At 43.3% G+C, this 24,235-nt stretch carries 24 protein-coding genes; 14 read left to right on the forward strand and 10 right to left on the reverse strand.

Annotated elements, in window-relative coordinates; translation table 11 throughout:
* Positions 1 to 59 precede the first annotated feature (59 nt).
* The 13 genes from rnhA to OS173_RS00175 all read left to right on the forward strand — a co-directional run bounded on the left by rnhA (position 60) and on the right by OS173_RS00175 (position 11,780).
* On the forward strand, positions 60 to 506 hold the full coding sequence (rnhA, locus tag OS173_RS00115) for a ribonuclease HI (protein ID WP_267182234.1): 447 nt from the start codon (positions 60 to 62) through the stop codon (positions 504 to 506).
* On the forward strand, positions 503 to 1,192 hold the full coding sequence (gene dnaQ / locus OS173_RS00120) for a DNA polymerase III subunit epsilon (RefSeq protein ID WP_267182235.1): 690 nt from the start codon (positions 503 to 505) through the stop codon (positions 1,190 to 1,192). Before rnhA ends, dnaQ begins: the two co-directional genes overlap by 4 nt.
* 68 nt (positions 1,193 to 1,260) lie before the next feature.
* Positions 1,261 to 2,544 carry a serine--tRNA ligase gene (gene serS / locus OS173_RS00125; protein ID WP_267182236.1) on the forward strand — a complete coding sequence of 428 codons (1,284 nt, stop codon included), beginning with the start codon at positions 1,261 to 1,263 and terminating at the stop codon, positions 2,542 to 2,544.
* A 56-nt stretch (positions 2,545 to 2,600) separates the two neighbouring features.
* A complete protein-coding gene (locus OS173_RS00130) occupies positions 2,601 to 3,389 on the forward strand; it encodes an FHA domain-containing protein (protein ID WP_267182237.1) in 789 nt (262 codons plus the stop codon).
* Positions 3,390 to 3,469: 80 nt separating this feature from the next.
* Positions 3,470 to 4,273: an enoyl-CoA hydratase-related protein gene (locus OS173_RS00135; RefSeq protein ID WP_267182238.1), complete on the forward strand. Its 804-nt coding sequence runs from the start codon at positions 3,470 to 3,472 to the stop codon at positions 4,271 to 4,273.
* Entirely contained in the window at positions 4,273 to 5,742 is a 1,470-nt protein-coding gene (locus tag OS173_RS00140; RefSeq protein ID WP_267182239.1) for a 3-hydroxyacyl-CoA dehydrogenase, read from the forward strand. The genes OS173_RS00135 and OS173_RS00140 overlap by 1 nt, the downstream gene beginning before the upstream one ends.
* Positions 5,739 to 6,950, forward strand: a complete 1,212-nt coding sequence (pcaF, locus tag OS173_RS00145) for a 3-oxoadipyl-CoA thiolase (RefSeq protein WP_267182240.1) — start codon at positions 5,739 to 5,741, stop codon at positions 6,948 to 6,950. The genes OS173_RS00140 and pcaF overlap by 4 nt, the downstream gene beginning before the upstream one ends.
* Positions 6,951 to 7,007: 57 nt before the next feature.
* A complete protein-coding gene (paaA, locus tag OS173_RS00150; protein WP_267182241.1) occupies positions 7,008 to 7,976 on the forward strand; it encodes a 1,2-phenylacetyl-CoA epoxidase subunit PaaA in 969 nt (322 codons plus the stop codon).
* Positions 7,973 to 8,245: a 1,2-phenylacetyl-CoA epoxidase subunit PaaB gene (paaB, locus tag OS173_RS00155; protein ID WP_267182242.1), complete on the forward strand. Its 273-nt coding sequence runs from the start codon at positions 7,973 to 7,975 to the stop codon at positions 8,243 to 8,245. The genes paaA and paaB overlap by 4 nt, the downstream gene beginning before the upstream one ends.
* Positions 8,245 to 8,997, forward strand: a complete 753-nt coding sequence (paaC, locus tag OS173_RS00160; protein WP_267182243.1) for a 1,2-phenylacetyl-CoA epoxidase subunit PaaC — start codon at positions 8,245 to 8,247, stop codon at positions 8,995 to 8,997. The genes paaB and paaC overlap by 1 nt, the downstream gene beginning before the upstream one ends.
* Positions 8,997 to 9,476, forward strand: coding sequence for a 1,2-phenylacetyl-CoA epoxidase subunit PaaD (gene paaD, locus OS173_RS00165; protein ID WP_267182244.1), 480 nt, complete (start codon positions 8,997 to 8,999; stop codon positions 9,474 to 9,476). The genes paaC and paaD overlap by 1 nt, the downstream gene beginning before the upstream one ends.
* Positions 9,469 to 10,521 carry a 2Fe-2S iron-sulfur cluster-binding protein gene (locus OS173_RS00170; RefSeq protein ID WP_267182245.1) on the forward strand — a complete coding sequence of 351 codons (1,053 nt, stop codon included), beginning with the start codon at positions 9,469 to 9,471 and terminating at the stop codon, positions 10,519 to 10,521. The genes paaD and OS173_RS00170 overlap by 8 nt, the downstream gene beginning before the upstream one ends.
* Positions 10,522 to 10,526: 5 nt before the next feature.
* Positions 10,527 to 11,780 (forward strand): arginine deiminase, encoded by a 1,254-nt coding sequence (locus tag OS173_RS00175; protein ID WP_267182246.1) that lies wholly within the window; start codon positions 10,527 to 10,529, stop codon positions 11,778 to 11,780.
* 3 nt (positions 11,781 to 11,783) lie between these two features.
* Here OS173_RS00175 and mgtE read toward each other — a convergent pair whose 3' ends face one another.
* The 3 genes from mgtE to OS173_RS00190 all read right to left on the reverse strand — a co-directional run bounded on the left by mgtE (position 11,784) and on the right by OS173_RS00190 (position 15,471).
* The gene (mgtE, locus tag OS173_RS00180) at positions 11,784 to 13,136 is read right to left on the reverse strand and encodes a magnesium transporter (protein ID WP_267182247.1); all 1,353 of its coding nucleotides are present in this window, start codon (positions 13,134 to 13,136) and stop codon (positions 11,784 to 11,786) included.
* A 193-nt stretch (positions 13,137 to 13,329) separates the two neighbouring features.
* Positions 13,330 to 14,367 carry a GGDEF domain-containing protein gene (locus OS173_RS00185; protein WP_267182248.1) on the reverse strand — a complete coding sequence of 346 codons (1,038 nt, stop codon included), beginning with the start codon at positions 14,365 to 14,367 and terminating at the stop codon, positions 13,330 to 13,332.
* 66 nt (positions 14,368 to 14,433) lie between these two features.
* The gene (locus OS173_RS00190; RefSeq protein ID WP_323373160.1) at positions 14,434 to 15,471 is read right to left on the reverse strand and encodes a GGDEF domain-containing protein; all 1,038 of its coding nucleotides are present in this window, start codon (positions 15,469 to 15,471) and stop codon (positions 14,434 to 14,436) included.
* 128 nt (positions 15,472 to 15,599) lie between these two features.
* Between OS173_RS00190 and ggt the strand changes: the two genes are divergently transcribed.
* Positions 15,600 to 17,288, forward strand: a complete 1,689-nt coding sequence (gene ggt / locus OS173_RS00195; protein ID WP_267182250.1) for a gamma-glutamyltransferase — start codon at positions 15,600 to 15,602, stop codon at positions 17,286 to 17,288.
* Positions 17,289 to 17,318: 30 nt separating this feature from the next.
* Here ggt and arsH read toward each other — a convergent pair whose 3' ends face one another.
* From arsH to OS173_RS00230, 7 genes are all read right to left on the reverse strand, one after another.
* Positions 17,319 to 18,041, reverse strand: coding sequence for an arsenical resistance protein ArsH (gene arsH, locus OS173_RS00200; protein ID WP_267182251.1), 723 nt, complete (start codon positions 18,039 to 18,041; stop codon positions 17,319 to 17,321).
* On the reverse strand, positions 18,038 to 19,042 hold the full coding sequence (gene arsB / locus OS173_RS00205; protein ID WP_267182252.1) for an ACR3 family arsenite efflux transporter: 1,005 nt from the start codon (positions 19,040 to 19,042) through the stop codon (positions 18,038 to 18,040). The genes arsH and arsB overlap by 4 nt, the downstream gene beginning before the upstream one ends.
* A gap of 12 nt (positions 19,043 to 19,054) precedes the next feature.
* Entirely contained in the window at positions 19,055 to 19,480 is a 426-nt protein-coding gene (locus tag OS173_RS00210) for an arsenate reductase ArsC (protein ID WP_267182253.1), read from the reverse strand.
* Positions 19,480 to 19,833, reverse strand: coding sequence for an ArsR/SmtB family transcription factor (locus tag OS173_RS00215; RefSeq protein WP_267182254.1), 354 nt, complete (start codon positions 19,831 to 19,833; stop codon positions 19,480 to 19,482). The genes OS173_RS00210 and OS173_RS00215 overlap by 1 nt, the downstream gene beginning before the upstream one ends.
* A gap of 118 nt (positions 19,834 to 19,951) precedes the next feature.
* Complete coding sequence (locus tag OS173_RS00220; protein WP_267182255.1) at positions 19,952 to 22,189, reverse strand: DNA internalization-related competence protein ComEC/Rec2; 2,238 nt, start codon at positions 22,187 to 22,189, stop codon at positions 19,952 to 19,954.
* 59 nt (positions 22,190 to 22,248) lie between these two features.
* Positions 22,249 to 22,941 (reverse strand): lipoprotein-releasing ABC transporter ATP-binding protein LolD, encoded by a 693-nt coding sequence (lolD, locus tag OS173_RS00225; protein ID WP_267182256.1) that lies wholly within the window; start codon positions 22,939 to 22,941, stop codon positions 22,249 to 22,251.
* Positions 22,934 to 24,178, reverse strand: a complete 1,245-nt coding sequence (locus OS173_RS00230) for a lipoprotein-releasing ABC transporter permease subunit (protein WP_267182257.1) — start codon at positions 24,176 to 24,178, stop codon at positions 22,934 to 22,936. The genes lolD and OS173_RS00230 overlap by 8 nt, the downstream gene beginning before the upstream one ends.
* Positions 24,179 to 24,235: the final 57 nt, after the last annotated feature.

The following is a 24,235-nucleotide window of genomic DNA, read 5'->3' on the forward strand; positions in this document are numbered from 1 at the left end:
TCTAACCACCCTTATAATGCCCATTATTTCATCAGCTTGCAAGCCACAGGATAATCGTTTTGAGTCAGATTAATAAACAAATTACCATTCATACCGATGGCTCATGTTTGGGTAATCCGGGGCCCGGCGGTTGGGCGGCACTGTTGCAATTCAATGGCCATGAAAAGTTAATAACCGGTGGTGATACCGATACCACCAATAACCGCATGGAAATGATGGCGGTTATAAAAGCCTTGGAATCATTGCGTCAACCTTGTGATATAGAGTTGTACACCGATTCTAAATATGTCATGGATGGTGCCACCCGATGGTTAAAAGGTTGGCGTGCCAATGGTTGGCGAACCAGTCAAAAAAAACCTGTTAAGAACATAGAATTATGGCAGCAGTTAGACAAATTATCAGAACCCCATAATATTGATTGGCACTGGGTTAAAGCGCATGCCGGTCACGAACACAACGAGCGGGTCGATGAAGCGGCCAGGCAACAAGCGGAACAACGATTATGAGTGATAAAAGATTAATTATGCTGGATACCGAGACCACTGGTTTTAAACCCGAAGAAGGGCATCGGGTGATTGAAATTGGTGCGGTGGTTCTCGAAAACCGTCAAATTACCAACCAAACTTACCATCAGTATGTAAACCCTGAATTTGCGGTTGATCAAGGGGCGTTAGAGGTTCATGGTATCAGTAATGAGTTTTTGCAAGATAAGCCTAAATTTCACGAGGTAATGGATGACTTCATGGCTTTTATTGATGATTCAATTTTGGTCATGCATAACGCACCGTTTGATGTGAAGTTTTTAAATAATGAACTGAAACTGACGGGCGCATCCAGGCGGTTAGAGCAAGTGGTTGATGTTGTCGACAGCCTGGTTATTGCCAAGCAAAAGCACACAGGTGCACGCAATAACTTAGATGCGCTATGCAAACGTTATGGGATTGGCAATGCCCATAGAACCTTGCACGGTGCATTATTGGATGCGCAGATATTGGCGCAAGTTTATTTGGCCATGACAGGTGGTCAAATAGGTTTGGATTTAGACCATGAATCTCAATCAGCAGATTCCGGCTTGCGGTTTGATTTGTCACAATTGCCACCTTTGAAAAGTGTTCATGCAAGCTCGGAAGAGCAGCGGTCTCATCAAGAATGGATTGCCCGACATCTTAAACATGATCCTTTTCAAGTTTAAGTTTACAGGCTTCTCTTAGACACTGAACTGGGCTAAAATGACGGGCTTATAAATACAATGATAAAAGCATGTTAGACCCTCAACTATTAAGAGATAACTTAGCAGCCGTGGCGCAAAAGTTAGCCGATCGCGGTTACCAATTAGACGTCGCTGCTTGGCAAAAATTAGAGCAACAAAGAAAGGCTCTACAAGTAGAAACCGAGTCCTTGCAAAGTCAGCGCACCAAAATTTCTAAAACCATCGGTCAGGCCAAGGCCAAAGGTGAGGAGGTACAACCCTTGTTAGATCAGGTCTCTGAAATTGGTGAGCAATTAGAATCCTCCAAAACCGCTTTGCAACAAGTGTTTGCTGATATGGAGCAGGTCACCTTATACACACCAAACTTGGCTCAAGATGATGTGCCGGTTGGTCAAGATGAAGCGGATAATGTTGAAATACGTACTTGGGGTGAGATTCCGAAGTTTGATTTTGCCGTTAAAGATCATGTGGATTTAGGCGCAATGAGTGGCTTCTTAGACGCTGAAGCTGCAGCGCAAATTGCCGGATCCCGGTTCACAGTTTTGTCACAAGATTTGGCCCGATTACAACGGGCGCTGACTCAGTTTATGTTAGATACACACATAAATTCGCATGGCTATCATGAATATTATGTACCTTATTTAGTCAATGATCAAGCCATGTTAGGTAGTGGTCAACTGCCTAAATTTGCTGATGACGCGTTCATCACAGAAGATGGTCGTTTCCTGATTCCCACGGCTGAAGTGCCGTTAACTAATTTAGTGGCAAACAGTATTCTTGAGGTAGAAGATTTACCCATTAAAATGACTGCGCATACACCATGCTTTAGACGTGAGGCCGGTAGTTACGGCAAAGACACCAAGGGTATGATTCGACAACATCAATTTGATAAAGTTGAGATGGTCCAAGTTGTGCATCCCGATCAGTCCGATCAGGCCTTAGAAGAAATGACCGGTCATGCGGAAAATATTTTAAAAGCCCTAAAGCTACCATATAGAGTCATTGTGTTGTGTACCGGTGACATGGGTTTTTCAGCCAGTAAGACCTATGATATTGAGGTTTGGGTGCCGGCTCAAAACACCTATAGAGAGATTTCATCTTGTTCAAATTGTATGGACTTCCAGGCTCGTCGAATGCAGGCCCGGTTCAGAACACCGGAAACCAAGAAACCACAGTTACTACATACATTAAATGGCTCTGGTTTAGCTGTTGGCCGCACCTTGTTGGCGGTCATGGAAAATTATCAAAATGCCGATGGTGGCATTCGGGTGCCGGAGGTTTTACAACCTTATATGGGTGGTAAAAAGGTGATTAACCAAGTGTCATCGCTTTAGTTGCTTGATAACTTGTCTTTGCATATAATAAATAACGACTTATACGGAAAACAAATATGAAACTGCACTTCCCCCACGGTGAACACCCTGATGTTATGTTGGAAAGTGGCCAATATACCATTGGTGGCGACAACGCTGCTGACATAACCATCGAGGATAAAGGTTTAGCGGATATACATGTGACACTGACCGTCAAAGGATCAGATTATTCAGTTTCAGTGCCAAATGAAGCCAGTTTAGTGTCTATAAACGGCAAGTTAGTAAAAGATGATAAAGAAGTGCGAGCCGGTGATTTACTGATTGCATCGCAAGTTCATATGAAGTTATTAGATCCAACTGCCAAAGAAAAATCTGAAGATGATGGTAAAACCAGAATCCGCATGGCTTTACCTCAGTTTATTTTAAGAGGTGTGTCCGGCGCTTATTTTGGTAAAACCTATCCGTTACGCGGCACCACCACCATTGGGCGTCATTCTGACTGTCATATATGCGTCAATGCTGATGGGGTGTCACGTCGCCACATGCAGATTGATGCCGACGCCACCGGCTTAGTGATAAAGGATTTAGACTCATCCAACGGTACTTTTGTGAACGGGAAAAAAGTCAAAACTCAGGAATTACAAGTGGGTGACGAAATTCGCATTGATAATATTCGTTTTTTGGTACAAACCCCCGGCATGAGTGATCCCACTTTAGATCAAACTGACAAAAAGCCCAAACAACGCACTGAACCTCCTGCAAGCTCGGGTGGTGGTGCTGCCAAGTGGATTGTGACTTTAGTCATACTTGGTGGAGCAGTCGCTGCTGCTTGGTATTTTGGTTATTTAGACGGCCTGTTAGGCTAATTTCAATGGCCGTGATCGGCCTTATATTGAATCCATGACTTGGCGACATCAGTCGCCAAGCAACTTCAAACGCAAAAAATATGACTGATACCTTAAAGAACCTCAAGACCATTGAGCTGTCTCTGGACGCCTCAGTGGCGCGCATATATTTAAACCGACCTGATAAACTGAATGCTTTTAACAATCAAATGCATGAAGAACTTCAAAGCGTCCTTGATGTGATTAGCCAGCGTGATGATATTCGCTGCGTATTTTTGTCCGGCAGAGGTCGTGGCTTTTGTGCCGGCCAAGACCTGGCTCAACGACAATCTGTAGATGGTAAACCGTTAGATTTAGGTAACACACTTGATCAGGGTTTTAATCGAACCATTCGCTTACTAAAGCGTGTTAAAGCACCGATTATTTGTGGCGTCAATGGTGTGGCCGCCGGAGCAGGCGCCAATTTGGCTTTAAATTGCGATATTGTGGTGGCTAAATATTCGGCCCGCTTTATTCAATCTTTTTCATCTATTGGGCTGATTCCGGATTGTAATGGCACTTGGATTTTACCGAAACTCGTGGGAATGGCGCGTGCCAAAGCCATCACATTGATGGCCACACCTGTGGAGGCCGAGCAAGCAGAACAGTGGGGCATGATTTATGCGGCAGTCCGAGATGAGGCTTTTGATGATTGGGTTGAAGCGCGGATAAAAGAACTTTCCAATCGACCGACCAAAGCGCTGTATCATATTAAAGCATTGATGGACGAATCAAATACTTCCGAATTTGATGCTCATTTGGAGCTTGAGCGAAATGCCCAACGATTATGTGGTCTGAGTCATGACTTTAAAGAAGGGGTGAGTGCTTTTAATGAAAAAAGACCACCTCAGTTCAAAGGACACTGATGATGATCACTCGTATAGCTATACTGGGTGCCGGCACCATGGGCATAGGTATTGCTGAAGTGGCCGCTGCCCATGGTTGTCATGTAAAGTTATATGACATTGACCCATCAGCGGCTAATCAGGCGATAAAAAACTTATCGACAAGACTTGATAAGCGCATTGCTAAAGGCAAAATTACCGATGATGATAAGCAATCGATTTTAACCAATATTTTATCTGTTGATGCCTTGGACGCGTTACATGACCGCGAGTTGGTGATTGAAGCAGTGGTTGAAAAATTGTCCGTAAAACAGGATTTATTCCAGCAATTAGAACAAATTTGTTCTGCTCAAACCATATTAGCCTCTAATACTTCGTCGATATCGATTACCGCGATTGCAACACATTTACAACATCCTCAGCGGATTCTGGGGCTGCACTTCTTTAATCCGGCTCCGATTATGAAGTTGGTGGAAGTTATCGCCGGTATTAAAACCGCTGAAGTGGTGCTTGATAAGGCTGTAACACTGGTTAAGTCCTGGGGTAAGGTGGCGGTCAAAGCCCAATCAGGCCCGGGTTTTATTGTTAACCGGGTGGCGCGACCTTTTTATGGTGAAGCTTTGAAAATGAAGCAAGAACAATTGGCGGACCCTGCCACCATTGATGCTTGTTTACAGGCTGCTGCTGGCTTTCGCATGGGGCCCTTTGCCTTAATGGATTTGATTGGCATTGACGTTAATTTTCAAGTCAGCAAAACCGTCTATCACGCCATGTTTGAAGATCCACGCTATCGACCTTCATTAATTCAATCAGAAATGGTGGCTGCCGGACTGTTAGGCCGAAAGTCTGGCCAGGGCTTTTATCATTATAATCAACAAAAAACAGATCAATCATCACCTTACAGTGGAACGCAAAAGGATTTACCTAAAAGCATCCAATTGAATGAATCTGACCATCCTTTTGAACAATTATTGAGCGAAGTTCGGGATATCTGTCAGGTGCACTCCGGTGGGCTTAATCAGGTAGGTGATACCGTATTATTTCAAACCGTTGGTCACTGTGCTGGAACCTTGGCACAGCAGCTGAAAAAGCCGGTGTGTTTGGTTGATTGGTCATTTGATTATCAACAGGCTAAAGCAGTTAATGTCTGTTTCAGCGAACAGGTCATTGACATCGACAAAAACCATATTATTGCCATGTTTCAAGCAATTAATAAACAGGTTGTTACTATCGATGATATGCCAGGAATGATTAATGCACGGGTACTGTCGATGCTAATTAATGAAGCCGCGGATGCCGTATTCAATGGTGTGGCAACGGCTGAAGATGTGGATTTGGCCATGCAGTATGGCACCAATTACCCACAAGGTTTGCTGGCTTATGCTGAGTATATTGGTTGGCAAAATCCGGCGTCGGTACTGACTGAATTACAGCAATGGTTTGGTGATGACCGTTATCGCTTATCGCCCTATATCAGGAGACAACTATGAAACCGGTTTATATTTGTGACGGCATCCGAACACCCATCGGTCGATTTGGAGGCGCATTGGCTTCTGTGCGGCCTGATGATATGTTGGCACATGTGATTAAAACTGTTATGCAAAACAACCCACAATTACCCATCGATGCCATCGATGACGTGATGGCCGGTTGTGCCAACCAAGCGGGTGAAGATAACCGTAATGTGGCCAAAATGTCGGCTTTATTGGCGGGTTTGCCACCGACGGTACCGGGTGTGACTGTTAACCGCCTTTGTGCCTCGGGATTGGATGCCATAGCCATGGCGGCACGTACCATTGCCTGTGGTGATGCGGAGGTGATTATTGCCGGTGGTGTCGAGTCCATGTCACGGGCACCCTGGGTTATGGCCAAGCCGGAACAGGCCTTTTCACGGCAGCCCGAAGTTTTTGACACCACCATCGGCTGGCGTTTTATTAACCCAAAATTGCAACAGCAATACGGCACCGATTCAATGCCGGAAACGGCGGAAAATGTGGCTGAAGATTATAAAATCAGCCGTGAAGACCAGGATCAGTTTGCCTATAACAGCCAACAGAAAACCCATCGGGCGCAACAAAGCGGCTATTTTAAGGATGAAATTGTGCCGGTCAGTATCCCACAACGTAAAGGCAATGCCATTGTGGTGGATCAAGATGAACACCCCAGAAGTGATACCCAATTAGACAAGCTGGCTCAATTACGCACACCGTTTAAAGCCAATGGCAGTATCACCGCCGGTAATGCCTCCGGTGTTAATGATGGTGCGGCGGCACTTATTATCGCCTCAGAACAAGCGGTGTCAGACTATGGTTTAACGCCATTGGTTAAAATTTGTGGCGCTCGGGTTGCCGGTGTAGAGCCACGGGTCATGGGCATTGGTCCGGTACCGGCCACTGAACAATTGTTGAAAGTCCACAATTTAACCATCGATGATATGGATGTCATTGAACTCAATGAAGCCTTTGCCGCTCAATCTCTGGCGGTGTTAAGGGCATTGGGGGTGGCCGATGATGATGCGCGGGTCAATCCCAACGGCGGTGCCATTGCTTTGGGTCATCCTTTGGGTATGAGTGGTGCGCGTCTGGCATTAACAGCAGCCCGGCAGTTAGCAAAGCAAAAAGGGCGATATGCTTTGGTCACCTTGTGTATTGGTGTTGGTCAGGGTATGGCGATGTTACTTGAGCGCGTGGATGACTGAAATAAATACGTCATTCTGTTAAAATCAATGACCCACATTAAGCAAGGTTTATAAATTATGTATTCACAAGGTTTACAAGATGCCAAAGGTGGCCCGGAGCCGGAAGGTTTACTCAAAGCATTCCAAAAACGCATTGATAACGAAGAAAAAATCGAACCGCGGGACTGGATGCCGGAAGCCTATCGAAAAACGTTGATTCGGCAAATGTCACAACATGCCCATTCAGAAATCGTTGGACAGTTACCTGAAGGCAATTGGATTACCCGTGCACCAACCTTAAAACGTAAAATGATTCTGTTGGCTAAAGTTCAGGATGAAGCCGGTCATGGTTTATATATTTATTCAGCCACAGAAACCTTAGGCATTACCCGTGATGAAATGACCCGTCAGTTATTAAGTGGTGAAGCCAAATATTCCAGTATCTTTAATTATCCGACACCCAGTTGGGCCGATATGGGCGCCATTGGTTGGTTAGTGGATGGTGCGGCGATTATGAATCAGGTACCGTTGTGTCGTGCGTCTTATGGACCTTATGCCCGTTCCATGATCCGGATTTGTAAAGAAGAAAGTTTTCACCAGCGCCAAGGTTACGATATCATGACGGTGTTGGCGCGTGGCACTGCCGCTCAAAAGAAAATGGCACAGGACGCCTTAAATCGGACTTGGTGGCCTGCCTTGATGATGTTTGGACCCAGTGATAAAGATTCAAAACATTCAGCCCAATCCATGCAATGGAAAATTAAGCGTTTCACCAATGATGACCTCAGACAAAAATTTGTCGATGCCACCGTACCGCAAGCGGAACATCTGGGATTAACCATTCCCGATAAAGATTTAAAATGGAATGAAGATCGTGGTCATTATGATTTTGGCGAAATCGATTGGCAAGAATTTATGGAAGTTATTAAAGGCAATGGCCCGTGTAATAAGCAACGTTTACGAGCTCGCCAAAAAGCCCATGATGAGGGCGAATGGGTTCGTAAAGCCGCTGAAGTTTATCAACAAAAACAACAGGATGCCGCATGAAGTTATATGAAGTTTTTATCCGAGCTAAATCCGGACTTAACCACCGGCATGTGGGTTCGTTGCACGCTGCCGATGCGCAAATGGCGCTACAAAATGCCAGAGACGTGTATACTAGACGTGAAGAGGGTGTCAGTATTTGGGTGGTTGAAGCAGCTGCCATCAGCGCCTCTAACCCTGAACAGTCAGAAGAATGGTTTGATCCGGCCATGGACAAAGTTTATCGCTATCCAACCTTTTATCCTTTAGATAAAGAAGTGGACAACATGTAATGAATAAAGCCATTGAACATTATTTACTGCGGTTAGCAGATACCGCCTTAACCCAATCGCAACGCATTGCCGAATGGTGTGGCCATGGCCCGTTTTTAGAAGAAGACATTGCACTCACGAATGTGGCGCTGGATTTGTTGGGTCATGCCAAACTATTGTACGAACAAGCTGCAGAGGTTTCAGAGCAAGACGTCAGTGCCGATGATTTGGCTTTTTTGCGTGATGTGGATGCTTTTAAAAACCCCATACTTACAGAACTACCTCGTGGTGATTTTGCCTTTACCACATTAAAACAGTATTTTGTAGATCAGTTTAATGTGTTGCTCTATCAGGCTTTGATGGACAGCCAATATCAACCGTTGAGTGATATTGCCACAAAAGCTTTAAAAGAGGTACGTTATCACTTAACCCGCAGTCGTGATTGGTGTTTGCGTTTATCGTTAAGTACCGATGAAGCCAAGCAAAAAATGCAAGCAGCCTTAGATGATTTATATTTCTATACCCCCGAATTATTTGAAACCGACGATCAGCTAAATCAGTTGATGGCTGAAAGCATCATTCCTGATATGTCAGCACTTCACAACCAGTGGCAACAACAAGTCGATGAATTACTTAACAAGTGCCAATTAAAAACCCCAACATCAGGCTGGCTTGCCACTGGTGGCTTGCGTGGTGAGCATTCAGAACATTTGGGTTATATGTTGGCTGATATGCAATTTTTACAACGTGCTTATCCAGGTTGTGAGTGGTGATGACAAAAACCACAACCCCACTTTCAGAATCACAGGTCAAAGCCTGGCTTGGTGACGTGAAAGACCCCGAAATTCCGGTGATTTCCATTGCTGACTTGGGTGTTTTGTACGACGTCACGGTAGACAATAATGAAGTGCTGGTAACTATTTTGCCAACTTATTCAGGCTGTCCGGCCATGGACACCATGCAAGAGGATATTGTTGAGCACCTGAAGCAACAAGGTGTTGATCAGGTTCGTGTGGTCGTCAAAAACACACCTGCTTGGACCACGGATCGTATCACCAAGCAGGGCCGCCGGCAACTACAGGCCTATGGTATTGCACCCCCACTAGAGAAAAGTGGTCAACCCATCTCTTGCCCCCAATGCGGTTCCACTAACACCACTTGTATCAGTCAATTCGGCTCGACAGCCTGTAAAGCTTTGTACCGTTGTGAAGACTGTTTAGAACCTTTTGATTACTTTAAATGCCATGTCTGAATTTCACACCTTAACCATAGCGGCTGTCAGCCAACAACCCAACGCCGTTATTTGGCATTTTGATATTCCTGAAAAACTTCAGGAAGAATATCGTTATCAAGCCGGGCAGCATTTAACCTTTAACCAAACCATCGACGGTGAGCAGCTTCGGCGCAGTTATTCAATCTGTTCTTCAAGCCTTCATCCCAATCGTTTGTCGGTGTTAATTAAGCACATCCCGGGAGGTCAATTCTCATCATGGGCACAACAGCAAAGTCCCGGCAACCAAGTGTCGGTATTGCCACCCACTGGTCGGTTTATACTTAAACCGGAGGAAGGGAAACGCTATGTGGGGTTTGCCGCCGGAGCCGGTATCACACCGATAATGGGTATGATGTATGCAGTATTGGAACAAACTGAAACTGCTGAGTTTATTTTGTTTTTTGGTAACTCGACAGCCAAAAATGTATTATTGCAACAGCATATTTCTGCTTTAAAAGACCAGTATGGTGAGCGCTTAAGTGTGCATTACTTTCTCACCCAACAGCAGGTTGATATGGCCTTTAACCAGGGCCGATTTGACACCCAAAAAGTGACTGATATTTACCAAAATCTGTTAAAAAATTTGTCGGTCGACGGCTATTACGTTTGCGGACCGGGATTGATGATTGATGATTTATGTAACTGTTTGCAGTCCTTGGGTATTGAACAATCGAAAATTCACAACGAACGCTTCCTAAGTGAAGGCCAGTTCATCAAAACTGAACGTAAACCGGCTGCCAAAGATGCCGATGTTAAAGTCACCATGGATGGCATCGAGCAACAATTTAATTTAAAAGCCGGTAGTGAAAAAACGCTGTTAGAGTCAGCTGAAGATGCCGGTATTGCTCTACCATATTCATGCCGCGCCGGTGTATGTGCCACCTGCCGTTGTCGTTTGTTGGACGGTGAAGTGGATATGATTAATAACTATTCTTTAGAGGATTGGGAAATCAAAGCCGGTTACATTCTTAGCTGTCAGTCAATGCCCCGATCTAATAAAATTCACATCTCTTTTGACGAGTAAATAACATGCAAAAAACCCCGATATCCAATCATTCAGAAATTGGTAAGTTAAACACGGTTATCATTCATCAACCGGGCCCGGAAATGGAAAACATGACCCCGGAAACCGCCCATGAGGTCTTATTTGACGATATCATTAGTTTAGATTTGGCGTTGGCAGAGCATGCTCAGTTAAGTGGAGTACTTAATAAGGTTTGTGGTGATGTATTGGAGTTTTCAGACTTATTGGCTGACGTGCTGACCGATGAACGTGATAAATTGGATGTATTAGAGGCAGTATGCCAGTTACATTCACAACAAGAATTGGTGGATGATCTAATGGCCTTGGATCCCAAACCCTTGGCTGCCCAATTATTTGAAGGCACGTTAATGGTCAAAAATAATTTGGAAAAATTCCTCAGTCCTTCTCGTCACGCCATACCACCACTTCCTAACGCCTTTTTTACACGAGATGCGGTGATGTGTGTGTATGACAAAGCCATTATTGGATCCATGGCTCATCGGGTGCGTTTAACAGAAGCCATTTTATTAAAATCCATCTTTAATGATCATCCCAAACTAGAAAGTCGTGGCTTTCATTTTGATGGAACCCGAAAAGACAATAACGATGTGACCATTGAGGGTGGTGATTTACTTGTGATTCGCGATGATTTATTGGTCATTGGTTTTTCTGAGCGCACCTCTGCTAACGGTATTGATCGTTTGGCGGAACGCTTGTCTAAAAATAAAGAAAAACTCGATATCATCGTGGTTGAACTACCTAAAATTCGCGCCACCATTCATCTGGACATGATTTTTACCATGCTGGATGTGGATACGGTGATGAGTTTTGCACCGTTGATTACCGGCCCCAATAAATGTCGGGCTTTTCATATGCACTGTCAACAAGGTGAAATTAAGCAGATCACAGAATATTCTGGACTTCCCAAGGCCTTGCTAAATTTTGGTTTGGAGCTTAATTTTGTTAACTGTGGCGGTGATGATGCCTTTACCCAAGAACGAGAGCAGTGGACCAGTGGTGCAAACTTTTTCACTTTTGCCCCGGGCCATGTCATCGGCTACCAACACAATAAAGCCACGTTGGAATCATTAAATCAAGCCGGCTTTGAAATCATCTCTGCCAATGATATTATCAATGACAAGATAACTATGCCCATCGGTAAAGCCGCTGTGGCCATGCAAGGTTCAGAATTATCCCGTGGTGGCGGTGGTTGTCGGTGTATGACCTTACCGGTGCACCGTGATCCCGTTAATTGGTAAATATTATAAGCCCAACCACCAGTTAGCAATTGAGAAGTAAATGATGACTCCCGAAATATCAGCTATCGAGGTGATTAGGGGGGCACTGGCTGTGGCTGGGTCAACGCCGACACGGGTAAAGATAAAAGGCAATGATAAACCCACCAAGCTACCGACCATAACGATAGCAACCATGGTCATCGCTACCACCGGTACCACTTCCGGGGCGCGTAAGCCTGCAACCGCAGCGACCCCTACGGCCATGGTTGAGCCAAGTAATAATGCCACCGGTATTTCTTTGGCGATGAGTTTTAGCCAGTCTTTCATATAAGCCTCTCCAGTGGCTAAGGCGCGCACCATGATGGTGGCTGACTGGCTACCGGCATTACCACCGGAATCAATCAATAACGGCAGAAAAAATACCAAAGCCACTGCCGATTGGATGGTGCTTTCAAAACTGGCGATAGCGGCTCCAGAAAACACATTAACCATGACTAAGACAAACAACCAAACGATGCGTTTTCGATACAAAAAGCCCACCGTGGCTTCCAGTGGGTTAAGCACACTGTCTTGTAATGAACCGAATTTATGAAAATCTTCCGTTGCTTCCTCTTCAGCCACATCTAACACGTCATCAACAGTTACAATGCCAATCAAAACGCCTTTACTGTCAGTCACTGGCAAGGCAATGCGGTCATACATTTTAAAGGATTGGATCGCAGTTTCTTGATCAGCATCCGCCTGTAAGGCAACAAAACGGTTATCCATTAATTTTTGTATTTTAATTTTTGGGTCAGCTAAAATGAGGTCTCTGATGCGTAAATCATCAATTAAACGATAATGGTCGTTAATGACATAAATGACGTTAATTGTTTCAGAATCGATGCCATATTTACGAATATGATCAAGGGCTTGATTAACTGTCCAGTAATCCTTAACGGCAACATAGTCGGTGGTCATCAAACGACCAATACTGTCTTCCGGGTAACCCAATAAACGAATGGCGGCAGTTTGCTCCTTTTCGTTCAACATGGTGAGCAACTTTTGGGTAATCTCACCAGGTAACTCCCCAAAAAACGCCGTCCGGTCATCCGGTGATATGGTGTTAAGTAAATCTGCCAAACGTTTGCGTTTACCGGCCAAGGCTTGAATCAATGCTTGTTGATGTTTGTGGGATAAATTTTCGAACACTTGAGCGGCTTTCTGACGTCGTAAGAGTCGAAACAGTAAAACCGCTTGATCGTCTGATAAAGTCTCAATTAAAACCGCGATATCAGAAGCATTCCAATCTTCAACAGCACGTCTTAGCGCAAAAAATTTCCCAGATTCTAAATACTCTGTAAATATACTTTTTAAGTTTTCTTGGTGTTGAAGCATGGCAATCTCTTGGCTATTGATTTGAGTGAACTAAAATTAAGGATTCATATTAGCATTTATAAACAGTTATCAGCAGGTGATAAAGTTTAAATGACAGTAAAATGTCATTAACCATAAATTTTACGATTTAATTGATAAAACTGCCAATGCTTTGGTTGGTAGAACGTGCCTATATCTGGGGTTTATGTGAGCGTTATACAACGATACGATTTCTGCCGGAATGTTTCGCTTGATACATTTTTTTGTCAGTCTCTTTGAGCAGGTTGGTCATTGAGCAATGGCGGTTTGAACATTCAGTCATGCCTATACTGACGGTGACGGATACGTGACCGTTTTCTGAAGAAATATCTAAATTCTCGGTCGCTAAACGGATTTTTTCGGCAATCTGAAGACATTCATTGAGCGATATCTGTGAAAAAATGACACAGAATTCTTCTCCGCCTAAGCGAAAACAGCTGCCATGCCGGCCACTGTATCGATTGAGTATTTCGGCAAATTGCTTAATGACCTGGTCACCGATGTCATGGCCGTGTTTATCATTAATCTCTTTAAAACGGTCTAAATCAGCCACCAACAAACTGATGGGTGTTTTATTTTCTATGGATTCATGAAGTTTTATTTGGAAAATTTCTTTGAGCATTGAACGATTAAACAGGCCGGTTAAAAAATCTCTACTGGCCAAAGAAATTAATTTTTCTTTATATCTCTCATTGGCTTGTTCGTAACTGAAAGACAATCCCCATATCAACAAAGTAACCGTGATGATATTGGCTATGGCGGCAGGGTGGTTAAAAACTTCGTGATTGATGTAGCGATACAGAAAAACCAACCCACTTAACATTAAAAAAAAAGTGGTAATGACCAGCCCGGTTTTTGTCCCTAATAGCAAATGAGCCAATAAAGGAATCAATAGTGCGAAAGTAAATACGGTGATGGATATACCGCCCTGAGAAAATGCAATGAGCATAATACCGCAGAACATGCCAACAAACAAAAGAGCTGCCAATTTAAAGTGGCTGTCATTATGAGAATTCTTAAGGTATATGAATAGCCCCAAGGACACCAAAGAAGCCACAATTTCCGTGGTGGCCAATAAGGTCATGCCTCTCAAGTAATTTATACTCGCAAATACAAAGCCACCAATAAAAGTAAATAGTAGCAATACATTTAAGACGCTTTTTTTGTGGCTATCAATGTGCTTGTTAAAAGTCAGTTTCTTTGACGAATTCATCAAGGTATATTAGCTTATTGATAACATTGTTGGCAAGAAAAACCCTTAAGTCAAAAAAACAATCCGTTAACCTACCACTTGATTACGGCCTTGTTGCTTGGCTTTGTATAGTTTTTGGTCGGCCAATTCTAATAAGTTGGACATTTCACAGGACATATTATGACAAGCGACTATGCCAATGCTGGCAGTCACCGGAATGGAGGACTTATCTGAATTGAGGGATATGGATTCTGTGGCCTGACGAATGTTTTCAGCAATTTCTCGGCAACGTTCGATATCCGTATTCGATAAGATAACACAAAACTCTTCGCCACCCACACGAAAACAAGCACTGTTAGCACCACTGTGTTGTTGAAGAATTTCCGCAAACTTTTTAATGAACTGATCGCCCGTCTTATGGCCATATAAGTCATTAATTCTTTTAAAGTGATCTAAATCAGCCACCAGCAGACTTAACGGTTGCTGGTTTCGAACGGATTTGTTTAATTTATAATGAAACACATCATTTAACATGGTGCGGTTATATAAACCAGTGAGGTAATCTCGACTGGCCATACGAATTAATGTCTCTTTGGCTTCTTCATTGGCTTGTTCATAGCTATAGGCCAAACCCCATATAAGCATGGTTACAACAATAAGGTTATAAAAGCCGGTTAAATCATTAAATATGGGATGCGTATGATATGACTGAAAGAAAATCACACCGGTCAAACATATAAAAATGGCCGTTATCACTAAACCGACATTGTTACCCAGTAGTAGATGTGCCATAAAAGGCATGAGAAGCACAAAGGTGTAGGCAGTTATGGAAATGTCTAATTGCCAAAAAGCAAACAGTAAGAAACCACAAAACATCACAACATAAGCAAAAGCAATGCGTTGAAAGTGTATGATGTTGGTTATACTTTTTAAAAAATACCACATCATAAAAGAAATCACGCCGGCCACCAATTCAATGCCAACTAACAGATATTTACCGCGTTGATAATTAACCAAAGCAAATATAACCAGAGAAATAGTAGTGAAAATTAACAGCACATTAAGCACCTTTTTTTTATGACTGTTAAATTTTTTGCTGATCTGGTTTTTGTTGTCTACATTCATATTCTTATAGTTTATGGTTATTGTTAAATAGGAATTGGGTGAAAATTAGTGGTTCTCAATGGAAAAATACTGATTAAATGATCCGGCTTGTTTTACAATAACTATTTCTTTTGTTCATTATAGAGAATATGTTTCAGATACTCACCATATGTTTATTGATGTTATCTACCTCGGCATTGGCCGTGGATCGTGTCAGCGGAGAAACCTTTGCTACACGATCACCTGTTTTAGCGTCTGAAGCGATGGCTGCCACATCCCAGCCTTTGGCTACCCAAGTGGCTTTACAGGTTATGCGAGAGGGTGGCAATGCCATTGATGCCGCGATTGCCGCCAATGCGTTGTTAGGACTGGTCGAGCCCACCGGTAATGGTATGGGTGGTGATATTTTTGCCATTGTTTGGGACGCCAAAACTAAAAAACTCTATGGATTAAATGGTTCAGGACGTTCGCCAAAGTCTTTGAGTTTACAATGGTTTAAAGACAATGGTTACGACAAAATACCTTCACACGGACCTCTGCCGGTGACTGTTCCCGGTGCGGTTGATGGTTGGTTTATGTTACATGATCGATTTGGCGAGTTACCCATGCAACAAGTTTTACAACCGGCCATTGATTATGCGGAAAAGGGCTTTCCGGTGACACAACTGATTGCTTATTATTGGAACCGCTCGGTGCCCATACTTAGTAAATGGCCGGGCTTTGCAGAACAAATGACGCTTGCTGGCAAAGCACCGCAGGAGGGTGATATCTGGAAAAATCAAAATCTGGCGAACACCTTAAAATTAATTGTTAAAGAAGGTCGGGACGCCTTTTATAAAGGCAAAATCGCACACACCATCGCCGAGTATATGCAAGCCAATGGTGGTCATTTAAGCTATCAGGATATGGCGAATCATCGGGGTGAATGGGTTGAGCCGGTCAGTACCAACTACCGTGGCTATGATGTTTGGGAATTACCACCCAATGGTCAGGGGATTGCGGCATTGCAAATACTCAATATTTTAGAGCAATTTGAGGTGGCTAACATGACGCTCGATTCGGCAGAATACGTGCATTTGTTTACCGAAGCGAAAAAACTGGCCTTTGAAGATCGCGCCAAGTATTACGCCGATCCGGCTTTTAACACCATCCCTGTGACTGAGCTTATCAGTAAATCTTATGCAAAAAAGCGGGCTAAATTAATTGATTTGAATAAAACAGCAAAAGCCTATCCGGCCGGTAATCCGGCCCTTGAAGCCGGTGACACCATCTATTTAACCACGGCTGATAAAGACGGTAATATGGTTTCTCTTATTCAAAGCAACTACCGTGGCATGGGTTCGGGTATGACACCGCCGGGCTTGGGTTTCGTTCTGCAAGATCGCGGTGAAATGTTTTCCTTAGATAAAGACCATTTCAATGCCTTTGAAGGCGGTAAGCGACCTTTTCACACCATTATTCCGGCTTTTATCACCAAAGATGATAAGCCTTATATGAGTTTTGGTTTAATGGGTGGTGCCATGCAACCCCAAGGTCATGCCCAAATTGTGGTTAATATGATAGATTTTGGACTGGATATTCAAGCCGCCGGCGATGCCCCACGAATTCACCATACCGGTTCCTCGCAACCCACCGATGAAGTGATGGCTGATGGCGGCGTATTGAATTTAGAAAGTGGTTTTTCTTACGACACCATTCGTGGACTTATGAGAATAGGTCATAAAGTTGAATTTGCCAATGGTCCTTATGGTGGTTATCAGGCGATTATGAAAGCCGACAATGGTGTCTATTGGGGCGCTTCTGAAAGTCGTAAAGATGGTCATGCCGCAGGTTATTAATTGTATCTGAATGCCAGTCAATGACGCGTATTATTGTAACGGGTCATCAAGCCGTTGTTTAAATTGCGCGTGTGATTCTGTTCGTTCAGAATAACGATCAACTAGGTGATCTTTGATATCTCGGGTTAGTAAGGTGAATTTAACCAGTTCTTCCATGACATCGACAATGCGATCATACAGAGCCGATGGTTTCATGCGATTGTCATCATCGAACTGTTTCCAAGCCTTGGGCACTGAAGATTGGTTTGGAATGGTCAGTAATCGCATCCATCGTCCTAAGATTCGCAATTGGTTTACGGTATTAAATGATTGAGAGCCGCCACTGACTTGCATCACGGCCAAGGTTTTTCCTTGGGTGGGTCTGACAGCACCTAAAGTGAGTGGAATCCAGTCGATTTGGGATTTCATAATGCTGGTCATGCTGCCATGTCTTTCTGGTGAGCACCAAACCATGCCTTCGCACCATTTAACAAGTTCATGGAGCTCTTTGACTTTGGGATGTTGGGAATCTTCACTATCCGGTTGTGGTAAGCCAATCGGGTTAAAGACTTTGGTTTCAGCACCCAGTTGATTAAGAATGCGTTGGGCTTCTTCCATGGCCAATCGACTAAATGAGCGTTCACGAATGGATCCATATAATAATAAAATCTTAGCCGGATGGGTGCTGACAGCACTTGGTTTTAATTGATTCAAATCACTTTGATTAAAGGTTGCTTGGTTGATGTTGGGTAATGAATTTATTTGTGTTTTCATGGTTTGAACCAATTCTGAGTGCGATTACTAAATGCCACCAAAGACAGCATCACCGGAACTTCAACCAGAACACCGACAACGGTGGCCAAAGCCGCACCTGAGTTGAGGCCGAATAAAGAGATGGCGACCGCCACGGCCAATTCGAAAAAGTTTGAGGTGCCAATTAAACAAGCCGGTGCAGCAATGTCATAGCTTAAACGCATTTTCTTGGCCACAAAATAAGCGATAAAAAAGATGCCGTAAGTTTGAATGAGTAGCGGAATGGCAATTAATACAATGGCCAGCGGTTGATGAATGATTTTCTCCGCCTGAAAACCAAACAGCAGTATCACAGTAGCCAGTAAACCAATGATGGACCAAGGCTTTAATGTTTTAAGCAAGCCTTCGACTTGGTTGTTGAGCAGCTTCCGTGTTAGCCAACCGGCCAACATGGGCAGTAAAACGTACAATACCACAGACACCGTTAAGGTTTGCCAGGGTACATGAATATCTGTTACACCCAACAACAGTGCGGCAATAGGGGCAAAGGCAAATATCATAATAATATCGTTAATCGAGACCTGAACCAATGTGAAGTTCGGATTGCCTTTAGTTAATTGACTCCAAACAAACACCATGGCGGTGCAGGGTGCCACGCCCAACAAAATCATACCGGCGATGTATTCTGTGGCATCGCCGGGATCCACCCAAGCAGCAAAAAACACCTTAAAAAACAAATAACCCAATGCCGCCATACTAAAAGGTTTAATGAGCCAGTTAATGACCAACGTTAACAACAATCCCTTTGGATTATTACCACTGTCTTTTATGGCGCTTAAATCCACTTGCACCATCATTGGATAAATCATAATCCAAATAAGTACAGCAATCACTAAATTGACATGGGCATATTCAAGCGCAGCGACTGTACTGAAAATGCTCGGAAAGAAATAACCAACTGTAACACCAACAGTGATGCAGATAGCCACCCATAATGATAAATACCGTTCAAATAAGCCCATTTGTATTCTCCGTTAGTTGAGGTGTTGTTCTATCTGCTTGACAAATGTTTTGATTTCATCACGTACACGGCGGTAGCAATCTAAAACTTCAGACTCTTCAGTTAAAGATTTAGCTAATGTTGGCGGGTCATCAAAGCCAACGTGTATGACTTGAGCTGAACCTGGAAAATAGGGGCATGTTTCATGTGCATGCCCGCAAACGGTGATCACGTAATTAAATTTTATATCCGATAAATCATCAAGACTTTTTGAATGGTGGCTACTCATATCGACATCAACTTCAGCCATTACCTGAACAGCCATGGCGTTAAGTCCATGTTGTTCAATACCGGCAGAATAGGCATTAAACTGCGTTGATTTTAAATGTCGCAACCAGGCTTCTGCCATTTGCGAACGACAACTGTTACCGGTACATAAAAATAAAAGGTTCTTTTTCATCAGCAAATGGGTTTAAGTTTTTGCATACGCATAATGTCCTGACGAAAGGGTGACTCGTTGGCAGCTTGTTGCAAACAAGTTTGAATTAAGGCCCAGCGGTTTTTAGGCATAGACTGATTTAATCGATAATGCACCCATTGGTCCTTCTGCTCAGTGGTGACTAAGTTCAAATCCCGCAATTGCTTAAAATGGCGTGAGATCTTTGATTGCGGGCAGTCAAGCAGTTCCATAAAATCACAAACACAGAGGCTGTCCGGGTACCTCATGGCGAGTAAGTTGAGAGACCGTAAACGAATCGGGTTGCCAAGCACTTTAAATAAATTGACTAATTCCATAATACTGAATATGCGCATATACGAATAAGCAGTATTATAAAAGTCAGTCATTATTTGTCAAGTTGTGTTTAGCTTATCCTGCTCTATGTGATTATCTACATTTGGCTCGATATAGTGAAAAATTTTAAACAGATTGTTATCTGCGCCAAAATCTGGGGTTTTGATGGCGGAATCGTTCAATTTGAAATTTATCTGTTGAATCATGCGATGTTGTCAGGGTAATGCGACCGCTGTTTTGGGTGTCAACCATTGGGATGTTTAAATCATCATAAACCGCTTTAACTTGTTCAGTTGGGTGTTTGAATTGATTGTATGCACCCGATGAATTGATGGCGATTTTGGGGTTAACGGTAGCTACAAATTCAGGTGTTGAAGATGTGTTGCTGCCATGGTGTGGTATTAATAGGATATCAGCACCAATGTCTTTAGTGTGATGTTGCGTTAATCGGTATTCTACTGCTTGTTCGATGTCACCTGTTAATAACAGTGAAGTCGTTGGGGTGCTCACCTTCAATACACAGGAACTGTCATTTTTAAAATTTGGATATAAATTATAGGGACTCAATACTTCAAAATTAACGTTATCCCATTGCCATTGTTGACCAACAATACAATGTTTATGCTGTCCATCCGTGCTTAAAACCTGTTCAATATTAATGCCTTGTGCTAAATAAGGATAGGCACCGGCATGGTCATTGTCATCATGTGATAGGATGACAACATCTAGTTGATTTATACGAAGCTGTTGAAGCATGGGTAAAACAACCGCATCCGCGATGTTGAAACCACTTGGAAAGCGGGCACCAACATCATACAGAAGATGGTGGTTTTGGGTACTGATTAATACCGATGTACCCTGTCCCACATCAAAAAACTCTGCCCGAAACTGACCTGCTGATAGATGTTTTGTCGCAGGCCATAAGGCAATGGCTATCAATAACAGTGCCCAATAGCGCTGGGGGACGGCTTTCGGCAGCAATAGAATCACAGCTGCCAGTGTCAATAAAGCAAATGACCAAAACCCATTGACCGGCCAGCCCCAGGCGACTTTATCCAGATGAGAAAAATGGTCAAGAAAACGCCAAAACAATTCACTGATGAAGCTTAGATAACTGACAAGAAAATCTGGAATATGTCCGCTTAATCCAGCCACTAATAAGGTTAGTAATAATACCGGAATATATAAAAATGTCATGATTGGAATCACCATTAAATTAACCAATGGTGCCCAAATTTTTAAACTGCCAAATTGCAGTAAGCTTAACGGCATCATACCGATGAGTAATAGCCATTGAATCTTGATGAAATCAATCAATTGTGATGATTTTGCCGGTCTGCCTTGAAATGCTAATATCAGTACCGCCACCGCCCAAAAGGATAGCCAGAACCCGGCATCCAAAATATTTAACGGATCGATTAACAGTACCAATAATAAACTAATTGACCACACATCCCAGGCGTAGGCACTGCGTCTACGCCACTTAAACCAACCATAAACAGCCAACATAATAAGCGCGCGCTGGGTTGACACGGAAAATCCGGCTAAGCCGGCATAAATAAAAGCCAGCGTTAAGCCCATCATAACTTGTATCAATGGGCGTGGAAGTCTTTGTTGCGGGAACAGGGCAAAGACTAACCAACCTAAAGCCGCGCCGATGGCGGCCACCATACCAATATGAAGCCCCGATATGGCAATTAAATGAGCGGTTCCGGAGATGTGCAGTAAGTTGTAATCACCGGACTCTAGACGGCTTTTATCACCAATGGACAAAGCATGTAGTAAGGCGTTGGTTCGGGTGTTAGTAATATTATTATCAAGCAATTGAGAAATTTGATATCGCCAATGATTTATTTTGCTGTTGATTGCCTGGCTCAAAGATATTTTATATGGCTCGATGGCTTGTGCATGTCGAATGCTGCCAACGCCATCTATTCCGTGACGAAACAACCACCGTTCACGGTCAAAGCCGGTGCCATTGGCAGTGCCATGCGGTGGCTTGAGTGATAATTCAAAGCGGTAATAGTCTCCGGGTTGATAGTTTGGCAGTTGTTTTGGTGGTGTTGAATTCTGATAACCACGGTAATGGCTTATCAAAAAGCGTTGATTACTGTGGCGGGTTTTGATTGTGAAACTAACTTTTTGTGGTGACACCAACGGTAAATCAGTGATAAAGGCATCTACCGTGCGATAGTCGTTTTGGGAAATTTGTTGTTGTTTCTGGGTGTTGGCAGCGGTTACCACCAGCAATAAACCCAATAAAAAAGCAATACTTGCTTTCTTAAAACCTGCGAAGAAATGGCTTACTAATAAACAAAACGGGATACTGACAATAAACAACAGACCACTGCTTAACACATCGGGCAACCACAACATCGGAATACAGCCGCTTAAAAAAGCCAGCGCAAAACCGGGTGTATAAACAGGTCGGGTTGTTAATTTGACAATGGCTGTAACTCTCCATGTTTTAAATGATAAGTGGATTGCATCATATTCGCCACTTGGCGATCATGGGTCACCACAATTAAAGCCGTTTGCTGTTGTTGGTTGAGCGCGATAAATAAGTTCATAACAGCTATGGCTGTGTCTTCATCTAAATTACCAGTTGGTTCATCCGCTAAGATGCAATCAGGATTGGTCACTAAAGCCCTTGCTATTGCGGCTCGTTGCCGTTCGCCACCGGATAATTGTCCGGGCCGATGAGTGAGGCGTTCACCTAAACCCACTTGCTCAAGAATGTCAGTGGCTTTATTCCGTGCCGCGGTTTTATGTTCACGGCCTATAAGCAGAGGCATCATGACATTTTCTAAGGCGGAGAACTCAGGTAATAAATGGTGAAATTGATAAACAAATCCCAAGTGCTCATTGCGTACTATGCCACGTTTTTTTTGAGTTAATTTTGCCATGTCATGACCACAAACACTGACTTGTCCGGAAGTTGGAGTATCTAAACCGCCTAACAGATGCAATAAAGTACTTTTACCGGAACCTGAGGCACCCATAATGGCAATGGTTTCACCAGATTGGATGCTGAGATTTAAATTTTCAAAAACCGATATTTTACGGTTTGCATCCATAAAATGTTTACTCAGGTTACGACATTCGATGACACTGTCTTTTTTATTCATAGCGTAGGGCCTCCGCCGGCTGAACCCGTGAGGCGCGCCAGGCCGGGTATAGTGTGGCCAACACCGTTAAACTGAAGGCCACAGCCACAATAGTGACGATATCCATGGTGTGCAAGTCAGCACTTATTTCCGTCACATAATAAACATCCTTGGCTAAAAATTCAGTGTTAAACCAACTTTCCAAGGTGGCAATAATGCTATTGATATTGATGGCCATTAAAATACCGGCAATGGCACCAATGATGGTGCCGATTAAACCGAGTAGGGTGCCGGTTACCATAAAGACACCCATAACTTGGCCGCCTGACAGGCCTAAAGTACGCAAAATGGCGACATCTGACTGTTTGTCAGTAACTAGCATGACCAACGTGGATAAGATATTAAAAGCAGCCACAGCCACAATCATAGATAAAATAATAAACATCATGGTGCGTTCAGTTTTAGTGGCCTTGAAAAAGTTAACATGTTCTTGTGTCCAATCACGAATGCGATAAAACCCTTCTAACTGAGGGCCTAATTCTCTGACTATCCGTGGTGCCTGCATTAAATCAGTGACTTTAATGCGCACACCTGCAGCGGCACCTGGAGGAATACGTAATAAAGTGGCCGCATCCTCGAGGTGAATAAGCGCCATTTTAAAATCGTATTCATACATCCCCATTTCGAAAATTCCGGACACGGTAAAACGTTTTAGTCTTGGGGTGATGCCGACAGCTGTGGTGCGAAATTCAGGCACATACAAGGTTACTTTATCTCCGGGACCAACGCCTAAATGCGCAGCTAAATCAATTCCAATAATGATTTTAAATTCCCCCGGTTGAAGGTCCTGTAACTGTCCATAACGTAAATTATCTTGGAACTCAGTTACTTTGATTTCATCATCAGGCAAAATTCCTTGAACAATGGCGCCTTCCGTGTTCATGCCTTGTAACATACCTTCGGTTCGAATATAGGGTGCTGCGCCAATGACTTCAGGATGAGCGCTGACCTGGTCAATGGCTTGTTGCCAATCGTTTAAATATTCGCCCTTAAAAGCTGAAATGGTGGCATGAGAAACGCTGCTGAGCATACGATCCTGAAATTGCTTATTAAATCCATTCATAACCCCGATCACCACAATAACGGTCATGACGCCAATGGCAATGCCACCCATGGATATCAAAGAAATAAAAGAAATAAAATGGTTTTTTCTTTTGGCGCGGGTATAACGCAATCCAATAAGAAGCGGTAAATTCATAGTTAATTATCCGAAAGTAGCGTTATATTTTGACTGATTGTGTTTATTAACTCAACA

This window comes from Marinicella gelatinilytica, assembly GCF_026410405.1.
In the GTDB taxonomy this organism is placed as follows: Bacteria; Pseudomonadota; Gammaproteobacteria; order Xanthomonadales; family Marinicellaceae; genus Marinicella; species Marinicella gelatinilytica.